Origin of the sequence: Ensifer sp. B1-9 (assembly GCF_050474445.1) — a bacterium.
Taxonomy (GTDB): Bacteria; Pseudomonadota; Alphaproteobacteria; order Rhizobiales; family Rhizobiaceae; genus Ensifer.
The window spans coordinates 108,051-120,846 of sequence record NZ_JBCHVG010000016.1; the positions used below are offsets into that span (position 1 = coordinate 108,051).

The 12,796-nt window shown below is 63.2% G+C and carries 12 protein-coding genes and 2 pseudogenes; 7 read left to right on the forward strand and 7 right to left on the reverse strand.

Annotated elements, in window-relative coordinates; translation table 11 throughout:
* The first annotated feature begins 53 nt into the window (after window positions 1-53).
* Window positions 54-1,250 carry an MFS transporter gene (locus ACQ5BM_RS27505; RefSeq protein ID WP_429818164.1) on the forward strand — a complete coding sequence of 399 codons (1,197 nt, stop codon included), beginning with the start codon at window positions 54-56 and terminating at the stop codon, window positions 1,248-1,250.
* Between the two features lie 13 nt (window positions 1,251-1,263).
* Here the strand turns inward: ACQ5BM_RS27505 and ACQ5BM_RS27510 are convergent, their stop codons facing one another.
* Window positions 1,264-1,905: a DUF5074 domain-containing protein gene (locus ACQ5BM_RS27510; RefSeq protein ID WP_429818166.1), complete on the reverse strand. Its 642-nt coding sequence runs from the start codon at window positions 1,903-1,905 to the stop codon at window positions 1,264-1,266.
* 10 nt (window positions 1,906-1,915) lie between these two features.
* Window positions 1,916-3,136 carry a helix-turn-helix domain-containing protein gene (locus ACQ5BM_RS27515; protein WP_429818168.1) on the reverse strand — a complete coding sequence of 407 codons (1,221 nt, stop codon included), beginning with the start codon at window positions 3,134-3,136 and terminating at the stop codon, window positions 1,916-1,918.
* A 321-nt stretch (window positions 3,137-3,457) separates the two neighbouring features.
* On the opposite strand from ACQ5BM_RS27515, the gene ACQ5BM_RS27520 reads away from it, so the two are divergent.
* Window positions 3,458-4,675, forward strand: coding sequence for an MFS transporter (locus ACQ5BM_RS27520; protein ID WP_429818170.1), 1,218 nt, complete (start codon window positions 3,458-3,460; stop codon window positions 4,673-4,675).
* 75 nt (window positions 4,676-4,750) lie between these two features.
* Here ACQ5BM_RS27520 and ACQ5BM_RS27525 read toward each other — a convergent pair whose 3' ends face one another.
* The 3 genes from ACQ5BM_RS27525 to ACQ5BM_RS27535 all read right to left on the reverse strand — a co-directional run bounded on the left by ACQ5BM_RS27525 (window position 4,751) and on the right by ACQ5BM_RS27535 (window position 8,289).
* The gene (locus ACQ5BM_RS27525) at window positions 4,751-6,055 is read right to left on the reverse strand and encodes a CynX/NimT family MFS transporter (protein WP_429818172.1); all 1,305 of its coding nucleotides are present in this window, start codon (window positions 6,053-6,055) and stop codon (window positions 4,751-4,753) included.
* Complete coding sequence (locus ACQ5BM_RS27530) at window positions 6,052-6,729, reverse strand: FadR/GntR family transcriptional regulator (protein WP_429818175.1); 678 nt, start codon at window positions 6,727-6,729, stop codon at window positions 6,052-6,054. The genes ACQ5BM_RS27525 and ACQ5BM_RS27530 overlap by 4 nt, the downstream gene beginning before the upstream one ends.
* A 189-nt stretch (window positions 6,730-6,918) precedes the next feature.
* Window positions 6,919-8,289: a PLP-dependent aminotransferase family protein gene (locus ACQ5BM_RS27535; RefSeq protein ID WP_429818351.1), complete on the reverse strand. Its 1,371-nt coding sequence runs from the start codon at window positions 8,287-8,289 to the stop codon at window positions 6,919-6,921.
* A 131-nt stretch (window positions 8,290-8,420) separates the two neighbouring features.
* Between ACQ5BM_RS27535 and ACQ5BM_RS27540 the strand changes: the two genes are divergently transcribed.
* The 5 genes and pseudogenes from ACQ5BM_RS27540 (at window position 8,421) to ACQ5BM_RS27560 (ending at window position 11,431) form a co-directional block, all read left to right on the forward strand.
* A complete protein-coding gene (locus ACQ5BM_RS27540) occupies window positions 8,421-8,825 on the forward strand; it encodes a VOC family protein (protein ID WP_429818353.1) in 405 nt (134 codons plus the stop codon).
* A gap of 33 nt (window positions 8,826-8,858) precedes the next feature.
* Window positions 8,859-9,488 (forward strand): LysE family translocator, encoded by a 630-nt coding sequence (locus ACQ5BM_RS27545; RefSeq protein ID WP_429818177.1) that lies wholly within the window; start codon window positions 8,859-8,861, stop codon window positions 9,486-9,488.
* Window positions 9,489-9,542: 54 nt separating this feature from the next.
* Window positions 9,543-10,377 (forward strand): annotated as a pseudogene (locus ACQ5BM_RS27550) (PhzF family phenazine biosynthesis protein).
* A 70-nt stretch (window positions 10,378-10,447) separates the two neighbouring features.
* Window positions 10,448-10,744 (forward strand): annotated as a pseudogene (locus ACQ5BM_RS27555) (nuclear transport factor 2 family protein); the annotation flags it as partial.
* 99 nt (window positions 10,745-10,843) lie between these two features.
* The gene (locus ACQ5BM_RS27560) at window positions 10,844-11,431 is read left to right on the forward strand and encodes an NUDIX domain-containing protein (protein WP_429818179.1); all 588 of its coding nucleotides are present in this window, start codon (window positions 10,844-10,846) and stop codon (window positions 11,429-11,431) included.
* A 448-nt stretch (window positions 11,432-11,879) separates the two neighbouring features.
* On the opposite strand, the gene ACQ5BM_RS27565 is transcribed toward ACQ5BM_RS27560, so the two are convergent.
* On the reverse strand, window positions 11,880-12,221 hold the full coding sequence (locus ACQ5BM_RS27565; protein WP_173518853.1) for a slr1659 superfamily regulator: 342 nt from the start codon (window positions 12,219-12,221) through the stop codon (window positions 11,880-11,882).
* A gap of 13 nt (window positions 12,222-12,234) precedes the next feature.
* The gene (locus tag ACQ5BM_RS27570; RefSeq protein WP_429818181.1) at window positions 12,235-12,795 is read right to left on the reverse strand and encodes a slr1658 superfamily regulator; all 561 of its coding nucleotides are present in this window, start codon (window positions 12,793-12,795) and stop codon (window positions 12,235-12,237) included.
* Window position 12,796 lies beyond the last annotated feature (1 nt).

Here is a 12,796-nt window from a genome sequence, read left to right on the forward strand (position 1 = left end):
TTTCGATAAAGAGATAGATCAAGCCCATCACTCCAGCGAGAAGGGCAAGTGAAATGGTTACCCACGAAACGGAGCATTCCGGTCTCGGCCGAATCCGCCTCTACGCCATGGCCGTCGCCAGCGGCGTCGCCGTCGCAAACATCTATTACAATCAGCCGCTGCTGGGCCTCATCGAGGCTGAGTTTCCCGGTGAGGCGGCCGTCGGCCTCCTTCCGACAGCGACGCAACTCGGTTACGCGCTCGGCCTCCTGCTTCTGTTGCCGCTTGGCGACATCGTGCGGCGGCGGCGACTGATCGTCGGCCAGTTCCTGGCGGTTGCGATAGCAGCGTCAGCCGCTGCTTTGGCTCCGTCGCCGTCATGGTTGATCGCCGCGTCCGTGCTACTCGGAGCAAGCGCCACCGTCGCGCAGCAGATCGTCCCGCTCGCTGCGATGCTTGCCACGCCTGACAAACGCGGGGCGGCGATCGGGACAGTCATGGCCGGGGTGCTGACCGGTATCCTGCTTAGCCGCACGGTTTCCGGCTTTGTCGGCGCCCATGCTGGCTGGCGCGAGATGTTCTGGGCGAGTGTCCCACTTGCTCTCGCAGGTTCGTTGCTGATGATCCGGGCCTTGCCGGATCTGCGCCCGGTATCGCGCTTGCCCTATCGCGAGGCGCTCGGTTCGCTTGCCACGCTTTGGCGGCGCGAACCCGAGCTGCGCCTCGCCTCGATGGTGCAGGCGGCGCTCTTCGCATCCTTCACGGCGTTCTGGACCGTGCTTGCCCTCTATCTTGCGACGCCGCGTTTCAATCTCGGCGCGGATTCTGCCGGTCTGTTCGGCATTGTCGGCGCGGTCGGCGTCTTTGCGGCACCACTCGCCGGCGGGATGGCAGATCGAAGAGGCGCGCGGTCCGTCGTCTGGTTCGGCGCCGTCTTGACGCTCGCCGCCTGGGTTCTGCTCGGAACGTGGACCTCGGTCGCCGGACTGGTGGTCGGCGTCATCGTGCTCGATGTCGGCATCCAGGTCGCCTTGATCGCCAACCAGCACATCATCTATGCGCTGGAGCCCGCGGCGCGCAGCCGTATCAACACGGTCTTCATGACCAGCATGTTTCTCGGAGGAGCGGCCGGTTCCGCCCTGTCCTTCGCCGCCTGGAGCTATGGCGCCTGGCCGGGCGTCGGCCTGCTCGGCGCCGTGCTTGCGATGCTGGCGCTGACAGCGAAGCTCCGCGCAAGGCGCAGCCCTGCCCAGGCTCTGTCGGACCGTTGAGACTGCTGGAGGATCAGCGGGATCGCTTCGGCCGGCGAACGGCCCGGATCGTTCCGCTTCCACCGCCGCCGCAGAAGAAGCGATCGCCGCCGTCGGACTCCAGCCCCGAGACACCGGTGCCCGATGGCATCACGATCCGCTCGAGCACCGACCCCGTTTCAGGGTCGATGCGCCTCAAGTCGCTGTCGTCGCCTTCCCAGGTGCCGTGCCAGAGGTCCCCATCGATCCAGGTGACGCCGGTCACGACGCGCTTGGACTCGATGGTGCGCAGGATTGCGCCGGTCTCGGGATCGATCTGATGGATCTTTCGGCCCCGATGCTGCCCCACCCAAAGCGTCCCTTCGGCCCAGGCAAGGCCGGAATCGCCGCCGCCGCCTGGTGCCGGGATCGTCGCCAGCACGCGACCGCTATCAGGATCGATCTTCTGGATGCGGTCCTCGGCGATCTGGAACAGGTGCTTGCCGTCGAAGGCCGTACCGGCATGCGCCGCGACGTCGATCGAGCGAACGGTGCTGCCGCTTTCCGGATCGAGCGCATTGATCTTGTCGCCGGAGGCAAACCAGATGTTCCGGCCGTCGAAAGTGACGCCATGGACGTGGTCAGCGCCGGGGAAGGGGCCATATTCGCGGAGGATTTCGGCTTCGGATCGTTTCATGGTTTCAATCCTAATCGCTTGGCAGTGGGCCGGGGAGTAACAAGACTGTCGGGAATGTCGGCACCGGCGGGATCACCCAGCGGCGCGCCCGCCCGCGACCGACCGGCAGCACCTTTCCCTCCGAGGAAAGCTCGTCGAGGGCCCGTTGCACGGTGCGCGGGCTGGCGTCGAGCGCGATGGCGAGAGCGGAACTTGCCCACGCCTCGCCGTCGCCGAGCAGCGCCAGCACCGCCGCATGGCGTTCATCGATTGGTGGCGCGAGCACGACGACCGTGCGCTCGCCGTGCGGAACCAGCCGGAAGCCGTCCTGGGTCGCGATGACGTCCGCGAAGGCGCGGAGTTCTTCGCGCAGCCGGCCGATCTCGACCCTCAACCTTGCCCGGTGAGATTCGTCGACATGTTTCGCGCCGAACGCACGGGCGAGCAAGGCGCGCCGCGAGACATCGGCCGGCCACGCCTCTCCAAGTGCGCGCGCCAGCGCGAACAGCACCGGCCGCGTCGCAAGTGAAACGGCGGAGGCTTCGCGCCGGATGATGTTTCGGCACGCGTCGACCACCAGCACGCCGGAATTGAGCAGGACTTCGACATCGGCGAGCTGCAACCGGCGCTCGTCTCCCCTGGACAGAAGCCGGGCCGCAGGTGTCTTCAGGACAAGGGCCGCGGCTTCGACTTCCGCGCCCAGAGCCGGCATGCCGCTTGCTCGCGCAGCTTCGGTTGCCCGGGCGAAGGCACTGGCCGCAGCGGCCGTCTGCAATCGGCGAACGGCGATGCCGGCAACCACGAGTTCGTGTGTGGCCTTTGCTGGCGGTGTCAGCCGGCCCGGATCGACGCCGGCAAGCATGTGTTCGGCCTCGTCGAGACGGCCGAGAAGCAACAGGCGCCGGGCGCCGAGATTGCGAGCGTGTGCGGCATTGAGGTGGTCGCCATGGCCTTCGAGCGTCGCACGGGCGGCGTCGAGCGCCTTCATCGGCCAGGAGAGATCGCGCGAGACGATGGCGATTTCCGCCTCGGCGACGACGCATCGCGCACGGGCCACGGCCTCCTTCGGGCCGAAGCCGCGCGCAGCGGCTTTCAAAAGGGCCTTGGCGCGGCCGAGCTCTCCGAGCTGAGCCATCGCGATACCGCGAAGCGCCATGGCTGGAGGGTCGTCGCGCAAGGCGACCCGCTTCAACGCACCGAGCAGGTCTCCGGCCGCCAGCGCCCGGCCTGCCGCGGTGATCAGCGAATCCATGGAAATCCCGTCACACTTGTCACTCCCCCAACTTGTGCTCCGGCCTCTATCTATTGCTCGAACGGCACGGGACAACAGAGAGGACCTTTACGGCACAATCAAGTGGCCTGAATCCGGACCGGTTGCTGGCGTGGCTAGAAAGACGTCCAGCGAACCTGCAATACTTATAAAATTCTGCAAAATACGGTGTCGGATTTCGGTTGGCGGCCGCGTCTTAAAGCAACGAGCAAGAGGAGGTGCTCTGCACTTCCAACCTGCTGCGCGATCAGTTTGCACGTTATCGGCGCTGCCGACACTGGGGCGCCGTCAGGGAGATTTGCAATGACCAATTCGCATTATCGTTGGGTTATCGTGGCCGCTGGCGGCCTGCTTGGCTGCTTGGCGATCGGCGCCATGTTTTCGCTTCCGGTTTTCCTGCTGCCGATCTCGCGTGATACCGGCTGGTCTGTCACCGGGGTCTCCAGTGCCATGACCATCGGCTTCCTGGCGATGGCCTTCGCCAGCATTGCCTGGGGCAGCCTCTCCGATCGCTGGGGCGCGCGGCCGATCGTGTTCATCGGCTCGGTGCTGCTGGCCGTCAGTCTGATGGCAGCAAGCTGGGCGACGTCCCTTATTGTCTTCCAGATCGTCTTCGGGGTCGTCGTCGGAACGGCAGCGGCGGCGATTTTCGCGCCGATGATGGCCTGCGTCACCGGCTGGTTCGACACGCACCGGAGCCTCGCGGTCTCCCTTGTTTCGGCCGGCATGGGTATGGCGCCGATGACGATGTCGCCCTTCGCGGCCTGGCTGGTTTCAGGCTACGACTGGAGAACCGCACTGCAGATCATCGCGGTCGTCGTGGCCGTCGTGATGATCCCGGTGTCGCTTCTCGTTCGCCAGGCGCCGGCACTCGCAGCGGGCGCTGCCGCGGTATCTCCGCAGGACGAGGCACATTCGTCGATGACGACGAGCCAGGTGCTGAAATCGCCGCTCTTCATCATCCTGCTGCTGACGAACTTCTTCTGCTGCGCCACCCATTCGGGACCGATCTTCCATACGGTGAGCTATGCCATCACCTGCGGCATTCCCGTGATGGCGGCCGTGTCAATCTACAGTGTCGAGGGGCTGGCCGGCATGGGCGGGCGCGTGGTGTTCGGCTTGCTCGGCGACCGCTTCGGGGCAAAGCGCGTCCTGGTTCTCGGATTGCTCGCCCAGGCCTTCGGGGCGCTGGCCTATGTCTTTGCGGCGGGGCTTGGCTCGTTCTATGCCGTCGCGGCCCTGTTCGGCTTCATCTATGCCGGCGTCATGCCGCTTTACGCCGTTCTTGCCCGCGAGAATTTCCCCTTGCGGATGATGGGGACCGTCATTGGTGGGACGGCCATGGCCGGCAGCTTGGGCATGGCGACGGGACCGATTGCCGGCGGCATGATCTACGATGCGCTGGCAAGCTACACCTGGCTCTATGTCGGTTCCTGGGGTATCGGCCTCGGGGCGTTCCTGATCGCGCTGACGTTCAGGCCTGCACCGCGCTATCAGCAGGCGGTTGCCGTGGCGGCGTGATGGGAGATCGAAAGGGCTCCACCTGAGAAATGGAGCCCGTTCCGATTGATGTCTCTGCGAGGGGTCTGGCCTGCTTTAACGATCGTCGATCCGGACCGTCCGGGCGCCGACATGGAGCGCCCGGCCTGCGCCAAGCCCCATGATCGCCACGCCGGCGCCGAGGGCGATGAAGAGAACGGAACTGGCTGCGAAGCTGCCGGTCCAGCCGCGGATGAAACCGACGAGCAACGGGCCGATGGCGGCAAGCACGTAGCCGACGCCTTGGGCCATGCCGGAGAGATGGGCGGCGACATGGGAATCGGGCGAGCGGAGCACGATGAGGGTCATTGCCGCGGCGATCAGGCCGCCCTGTCCGATACCCTGCAGCACGGCCCAGACGAGCACCGTCGATAGCGGCGCAAAGAGGATGCCGATGAGTGCAATAACGGCCGCGCCCACGAGCGCCACGCAGACGGCACGCTGGTCCCGACGCCTGACGGCGAAGGAGGGGACGAGCAGGCAGGTGACGACCTGCATCATGATCGAGGCCGAGACGACCGCGCCGGCGGTAGCGGCATCGAGACCGCGCTCGCGAAGGATCGGCGCCATCCAGCCGAAGACGCAATAGGCGAGGGCCGATTGCAGTCCCATGAAAAGGGTGACCTGCCAGGCGAGCCGGTCGCGCCAGAGGCCGACGACGCGGAAGCCGCTGTGGCGGGCCTGCGCCTTGCCGCGCAGCGCCTGCGGCGCCCAGATCATCAGCACGATCAGGGCTGGCACTGCCCAGGCGGCGAGCGCGCCGGACCAGGAGCCGGCGATATGATGCTCGATCGACAAAGTGAGACCGGCGGCGCTGGCCGCCCCCGCGCACAGCGCCATCGTGTAGAGACCCGTCATCATCGCGGCCCGGTCGGCAAAGTCACGCTTGACGAGACCGGGAAGGAGGACGTTGCCGATCGCGATCGCCGCACCGGCGGCAAAGGTTGCCAGGAACAGCAGCGGCACGGACTGGATGCCGCGCAGGCCCGTGCCGAGCGTCAGCAGCAGCAGCACGCCAAGCAGCGTGCGCTCGGCGCCGAAGCGTTGCGCGAGTTTGGGCGCAAGCGGCGCGAAGATGCCGAGGCAGAGCACCGGCAGGGTGGTGAGCATGCTGGCGCCGGCGGTGGAGAGGCCGGTCGCCTGCATGACCTCCGGCAGAAGCACGGAGAGGCTGGAAAACAGCGGCCGCAGGTTGAAGGCTATCAGGACGAGGCTCATGCCAAGAAGGATCCGGGCGCCACGGTTCAAGACCGGCGGTTGCGGCGCCGGCAGGCTGTCGGCCTCGGCATCGATGAGCTGGTCTTCGAGGTCCAAGCGCTCGGCGGCGCCAGCCTCGCGGGGGGTAAGGAAAGTCTGGTTCATTGGGTAAGAAGCCGATCAAGTTCAGCGAGGACGGGAGCCATGAACGCCCGGATGGAGGCTGCGGCCTCGTCCGGATTGCCGGTCGCGATGGCCTCGACGATCGCGGCATGCGCCCGGTCATCCGGTTCCGGCAGGTAGCCATTGAGCGTCGAGTGGATCGTCTCGAGGATGGCGGAGGTGAAGAAATCGTAGAGTTCGATGATGGCGCGATTGCCCGATGCCTCGACGATCGATCGGTGGAAGGCGATGTCGCGTTGGCTGAAAGCTTCGCGTCCACCGTCGGCCACCGTGCCGCGCGCCCGAAGCAGCTTGAACAGGCGCTCGAGATCTTCAGGCGTATGGCGCAGTGCCGCCAGGCGGGCGGCCTCGACGTCGAGTGCCGCGCGCGCTTCCCATTGATCGCGCAGTCCCGTGCGCTTGACCCGGTCGAGAGCGCCGGAGGCGTCGACCGTCGAACGAACATAGGTGCCGGAGCCCTGGCGGGCGTCGAGCAGGCCCTTCGAGATCAGGACCCGAACGGCTTCACGCACGGTGCCGCGGCTGACGGCGAGCAGCTCGGTGAGCACCGTTTCGTTGGGAATACGCTCCCCGACCGCCCAGCGGCCGCTGAGGATTTCCGCTCGCAGGCTTTCGGCCGCGCTCTCGGCAAGATTGGTACGACTGATCGGTTGCATCATCTGCTCATCAAGTCATCAGATGATTTGATCGATAAGTCGGATTGGTGCGCGAGTCAATCAGCGTGGAACCGCAGCCGAGGCCGTCCCTCATCTGGGTCAGAATTCGTCTGCGTTGAAGATCATTCAGCGATCAATTGGCGTGACGGCACGTGATCTGTCGGCAGCGGATCACCGGAAACGCCACATTCACAGGCTGGTTTCCCTGAACTCGTCGTCGCTTTTCAGCCATGTCGCCAGAAGTGTCAGTGCCTCGGTCAGATCTTCGAACGATGCGCCGCCGAGGCAAAGCCGAACCCCGCTCGCCCGATCTTCCCGGTCCACCATCATGGCTTCCGGTGGGGTCAATTTGATACCGGCCACGGAAGCGGCGGATGCGAAACGGTTGGCCGCGTCGCGCGGCATCGGCAACCAGGCGTTATAAGCGCCGGGATCCGAGACAAGTTCGGCCCTGCCCAGTAGAGCGACAGCCAGGCTGGATCGACGCCGCGCCTCATGGCGCAGATCCTGCTGGATCGAAGGGATGACGCCCGTGATCAGCCATTCCTCGACCACTGCACAGGCGAGAGGCGACGGGGCTAAAGGCATGTCTTGCAAGGCGCCTTCCGCTGCTTGGTTGAATCCAGCCGGTAGCGCGAGCACGCCTATCTGCAACCCGGGGCCGAGTGATTTGGACAGCCCGTTCACATGAAAGGCGATCTCGGGTGCCAATGCCGTCAGTGGAAGCAAAGTTGGCTCAGCCGGCGTGTAGACGCCGTCCTCGATGATCCATGCGCCCGCCCGACGGCAAATTTCCGCGATGGACTGTCTTCGCTCCCCACCCATCGTGGCGGTGGTCGGATTATGAAGCGTCGGCGTGACGTAAACCGCCTTGCTGCCGGCGGGTGCGCCGTCGAGCGCGTCTGCCAGTGCCTCTGGCACCATCCCTTCAGCGTCGATTCTGACGCCTTGCATCCGATACCCCTTGCGCCGGGCCAGTGCGATCGCGCCGGGATAGGTGATCCGCTCGGTCAGAAGCAGTCCCTGCGAACCGCAGGCGAGGTCGAAGGCCAATGCCAGCGCCTGGCGGGCGCAGCTCGTCAACACCAGATGCGATGGCTCGACCATGAGGCCTAGTGTCTCGAGCCAACGGGCCAGAACACGCCGGTGCTCCAGATGTCCGGCGGGCGGGGCGTAGAGATTGAGATGATCCGCATCGATCTTGCGGGCAACCGCCGTCAATGTCCGCGCCAGAAGGCGAGCGTTGAGCGATGCGGGCGGGGCATTGGAGGAGAGGTCGATCTGCCGATCCTTGCGTGCGTGGCGGATCGCCACGAAGGTTCCACGGCCCTTGACGCTGCGCGTCAGGCCTCGCCGTTCAAGGGCGGCATAGGCTTTCGTCACCGTGCCAAGGCCAATCCCCAGTTTCCACGCAAGATCACGATGTGCGGGCAGGCGGTCCCCTCCCGTCAGCCGCCCTTCAATGATGTCGTCGGCAAGAGCGAGGACCAGCCGCTCGGCGGCGTTCGCCTCTATGTCGGCGAGGCGTGGCACCCACGGCGATTGAAGGAGCATGTTCACCACCCCGATAAAAGTGTCACATGACACTATTCATATAAACAGCAAGTGTAACATACGCTATGACGACGCTGAACAAAATCACACTTTTGCAGGAGGCGCCTGACTGCGATCACGGGCGCATGGAGAGCCGGATGTTTAGCCATGTTACCGTCGGGGCGCGCGATCTTGAGCGGGCCGCTCGTTTCTACGACGCCGTGCTCGCTCCGCTCGGCCTGAAACGCCGCGTCGTTACCTCCGATGGGGGGCCTCCGGCGCTTTGCTGGGTGACTGTTCAAGCGCCACTGCCGCGTTTTTATGTCTATATCCCCTACGATGGCCAGCCAGCCACGGTCGGAAACGGCAGCATGGTCGCCTTTCTGGCCCCGTCGGAGGACGCTGTGAATACGGCTTATGCTGCTGGTCTCGCGAATGGCGGGATGGACGAAGGCGCGCCTGCGTTACGTCCCCGCTACGGCGACGGCTACTTCGGTGCCTATCTGCGCGATCCCGAGGGGAACAAGGTCCACATCGTTCACCGCGGAGACCTCCAGCAATAGCGCTGGAGGAGCCTGTTTCTTGGAGAATTCCGAATGATCGGCAGTCAGATAGCACTCGTCTACGGCACCTATCTCGTCGCCACCGCCAGTCCAGGGCCGAGCAACATGGCGATCATGGGGACGGCGATGCGCGACGGCCGTCTTCCCGCCCTGGTCCTGGCGGCGGGCGTCATCACGGGCTCACTCTTCTGGGCGGTGCTGGCGGCGACGGGCATTTCCGCGGTGCTGGCCGCCTACGCCGAGGCGCTTTTCGTCATCAAGATCATTGGCGGTGTCTATCTGCTCTATCTGGCGTTTCGTGCGGGCAAGTCGTCTCTGAAGCCGACTTCCGATTTTATGAAGATGGATGCAGGGCGAACGACGCCTCGCCATCGGTCGCTCTACCGGCAGGGCATTCTTATGCATATCGGAAACCCCAAGGCCATCATGGCCTGGATGGCGATCATGTCGCTGGGCTTCCGTGAGGATGCGCCGGCAGGCACCCTGCCAGTGATCGTCGGTGGTTGCGCCATCCTGGGTGTCCTGGTGTTTGGCGGCTACGCCATCGTCTTTTCGACCGCCTCGATGATTGCCCTGTACGCCAGATTGCGGCGCTGGATTGAAGGTGTGCTTTCAGCGGTGTTTGCAGTTGCGGGACTTAAACTGCTCGCGTCGCAGACCTGATGGTCGAGCCTCTCGATGCCCCGATGAATTGATCCAAATTGAAAGAGCATGATCATGACCCTTGCCGTCCATATGGTGGATGTGTTTGGCGCTGGGCCGATTTCTGGTAACCCGCTGGCGGTGGTCATCGGCGCCGACGCTTGGACGACCGATGAGATGCAGCAGTTGACGCGGTGGTTCAATCTCTCAGAGACCGCCTTTGTCTTGTCCCCCACGCATCCAGATGCAGACTACCGGGTCAGGATATTCACGCTGGACAGGGAGATGCCTTTTGCCGGGCACCCGACGCTTGGAAGCTGCCATGTCTGGCTCTCTACCAACGGCATACCGAAGAACGACATGGACATCGTCCAGGAATGCGGCGCCGGGCTGGTCACGATCCGACGCGATCACCGGCGGCTTTCCTTCGCTGCTCCGCTCCGGCGCGCCGAAACAGGGTGAATTGGATGAGGCCCGGAGACTGCTGGGAATCGAAGCTCGCGATATCCTTGATGCAGCCTGGATCGATAATGGCCCTGGATGGCTGGGGATCAGATTGCCGTCGGCGGAGAAAGTTCTTTCGCTCAATCCGCTCCGGAACTGGCCCGGTCGGATCGACGTTGGCGTGGTCGGCCCTCATTCAGAAGGTGGCGATGCCGCTTTCGAGGTTCGCGCCTTCTTCAGCGACCATCTAGGTACCATCATCGAAGATCCCGTCACCGGAAGCCTTAATGCCTCGATTGCACAGTGGCTATTCGCAGCAGGTGTGGTTGAGGAGGACTATGTCGCCGCCCAGGGGACCCGTCTTGGGCGCCATGGCCGCATTCATGTGAACCGCGATGATGTCGGCCGGATTTGGGTAGGCGGCAAAACGCGGACGCATCTCGAAGGCGCGCTACACGGCCTTTGAAAAGGGAGAGAAGAGGTGTTTTATTGAGTACTATCGTTGGGGCCGAAAATAGCTTCCTGTCCAAAGACAGCTCGAGGCTTACAACGCCCGAGACATCGACGCATTCGTGCCTTGGTGGGCTGATGATTGCCACGACTGCGCATTTCACTCCACGCTTCTAACAGGCAGTGCTGCGGAAATTCGAGAGCGACATATCGAGCGCTTCAAAGAGCCCGATCTATACGGAGCTCTGCTGACACGCATTGTGGTCGGCAATGTCGTCATCGACCACGAAACGGTTACGCGAACTTTCCCGGAAGGGAAGGGCGAGGTGGATGTCGTTTGTATCCATGAAGTTGAAAACGGCAAGATTATTGCCAAAGCCTAGTTCAAGCTCAGCGAGCAGAGGCTTCTTACCTATCTTAGGCAGACTGCACGAGACCGATTGCACGGTCTTTGAGGCGGCAAACAAGAGAGTGATGATTTGATGAACGAGAGTGTTTTCCGGCCGATCGCGGAGCGTGTGTTGGCGGATGATTGGGGACGGCTGACCAAGTACGAGTTTGAACTTCGGCTTAGAGATGGAGGTTGGCAGCGGCAGACACGAGAAGCTTACGATCGTGGCAACGGGGCGACATGCCTGTTGTACAATCCCCGAAGTGGCTGTGTTCTGCTGACCCGTCAGTTTCGTTTGCCGGTTTTTTTGAACGGCGGTCTGGAGTCCCTGATCGAAACCCCGGCAGGACTGCTGGAAGGGGCCGAGCCGGCAACGCGAATGCGTGCGGAACTGATTGAAGAAACCGGGTATGACGTCTCCAAGTTGACGCATCTTTTCGACATCTACATGAGCCCCGGATCGGTCACGGAATATCTGGCATTTTTCTGCGGCGAATATGCCGAGAAACACAGAGTGGGAACTGGCGGCGGTGCTGCTGACGAGGGAGAGGACATAGACGTGCTGGAAATCGCGTTGCCCGACGCGATGCAAATGATCAACCGTGGTGAGATACGCGACGCTAAAACGGTCATCCTGCTTCAGCACCTGACGATCCGGCTCCTTCAGGAAAGGACGTGAACGGCTGGTCTATCGATCTGGGACAGAAGAGGATCCTGCTCGGATGCTGCGAGGGGATGTGCTGATCGGGGCGTGAAGGATGGATCGTCGGGTTGTCCTGCGAGCACAGATTCTGCCTTCCATTCCCGACGTCGGATACAGGCTCTTACGTAGAACTGCAGGAACCAGGCTGATGACGCCAAAAGAGAAGCCCAAGCGGCGAAACCGCAAGGCGAGAGTACCGATGCAGGAGACTGGGGCGGACCGATCCGTATGAGCGTTGAGGATTCCGTAATCGGGCCGGAGCAAAAGGATCGGATCAGGTGGTCGTATTGTTTGGAACAACTACGGACTCTAGCGCCGCTGAAATCCGCTTTGTATGGACTGGCATCAGCCAGCGCGCCGGCAAGGGAGCGCTGGCCTGACACAATCGCTTTGCGCGGGCCGCAGTTCGGCCGAACAGCCGGCCTCAGTTGAGCCTGAGGTCGAGGCCGGGATGCAGTTTCTTGAGGTTCGGCAGGGATTTCGATTGCCACGGAATCTCTGCGGTTCCGCGCACCGTCAATTGCACGTTTGGCCGGTTGCGCGCCTCGATCGTCAGCTTGGCGAGCAGGTTGATCCCAGACGAATTCAGAAACTGCAATTCGGTGAGATCGATCGTGATGTGCTCAGGCTCGGCTTCGAGCACGCCCATGACGGTCGAGAAGATCGGGGCATAGGCTTCCGTCCCCGGCAGCCGCATGGTGCCTTCGAAATGGATATCGTTGCCTTCGGACCAAACGCGATACTCTTCTTCGTCCTTGTTTTCCATGTTCACCGGCTCATCAGTTCGAGAGGTCTGGGACCGCGATGGACGCATAGGTCTCCAGCGAGGTTTCGCCATCGTCTCCCTGGGCGCCAAAAACCCAAGCGAAACGAACACCATAATCGCTCATCAGCGTCAAAAGACCAAGCCCCGAACCGCTCTTGCCGAGCCCCGTTGCATTAGCCTCGATACGCTCGATGAGCAGGTCTCCAGGGTCGCCTTCGGCGATCTCCGAAAGCAGATGCTGGAAGCGGACAGCCGCCTCGTTGTCGATGACGTTGGACACTTTCGTGCGGAAGCTGTTCGCTTCGAGAGCGGCTTCCACGACAACGGCGCCCGAAGCACGGAACTTCACCGCATTCTCGACCAGTTCGTTGGTCAGATAGCCGATATTGTGCCGGACCTCGCGGTAGACATTGCGCGAGGCTCGGTAGCGCAGCGCCGCGAGCTCGGCCACGAAATCCGAAGCCATGGCGCAATGCTTCCAGCTCAGGTCGAGCGGCCCATCATAAAGGCGCAGCCGCGTCATTCTCTGGTGGGCGCCGATCGTCAGGTCCGCCAGTCCGTAGAGCGTGGTCATC

Excerpts from the sequence above, each read along its gene's own strand:
- ACQ5BM_RS27505 (WP_429818164.1), top strand. The coding sequence starts at position 54 with ATGGTTACCCACGAAACGGAGCATTCCGGTCTCGGCCGAATCCGCCTC.
- ACQ5BM_RS27510 (WP_429818166.1), bottom strand. The coding sequence starts at position 1,905 with ATGAAACGATCCGAAGCCGAAATCCTCCGCGAATATGGCCCCTTCCCC.
- ACQ5BM_RS27515 (WP_429818168.1), bottom strand. The coding sequence starts at position 3,136 with ATGGATTCGCTGATCACCGCGGCAGGCCGGGCGCTGGCGGCCGGAGAC.
- ACQ5BM_RS27520 (WP_429818170.1), top strand. The coding sequence starts at position 3,458 with ATGACCAATTCGCATTATCGTTGGGTTATCGTGGCCGCTGGCGGCCTG.
- ACQ5BM_RS27525 (WP_429818172.1), bottom strand. The coding sequence starts at position 6,055 with ATGAACCAGACTTTCCTTACCCCCCGCGAGGCTGGCGCCGCCGAGCGC.
- ACQ5BM_RS27530 (WP_429818175.1), bottom strand. The coding sequence starts at position 6,729 with ATGCAACCGATCAGTCGTACCAATCTTGCCGAGAGCGCGGCCGAAAGC.
- ACQ5BM_RS27540 (WP_429818353.1), top strand. The coding sequence starts at position 8,421 with ATGTTTAGCCATGTTACCGTCGGGGCGCGCGATCTTGAGCGGGCCGCT.
- ACQ5BM_RS27545 (WP_429818177.1), top strand. The coding sequence starts at position 8,859 with ATGATCGGCAGTCAGATAGCACTCGTCTACGGCACCTATCTCGTCGCC.
- ACQ5BM_RS27560 (WP_429818179.1), top strand. The coding sequence starts at position 10,844 with ATGAACGAGAGTGTTTTCCGGCCGATCGCGGAGCGTGTGTTGGCGGAT.
- ACQ5BM_RS27565 (WP_173518853.1), bottom strand. The coding sequence starts at position 12,221 with ATGGAAAACAAGGACGAAGAAGAGTATCGCGTTTGGTCCGAAGGCAAC.
- ACQ5BM_RS27570 (WP_429818181.1), bottom strand. The coding sequence starts at position 12,795 with ATGACCACGCTCTACGGACTGGCGGACCTGACGATCGGCGCCCACCAG.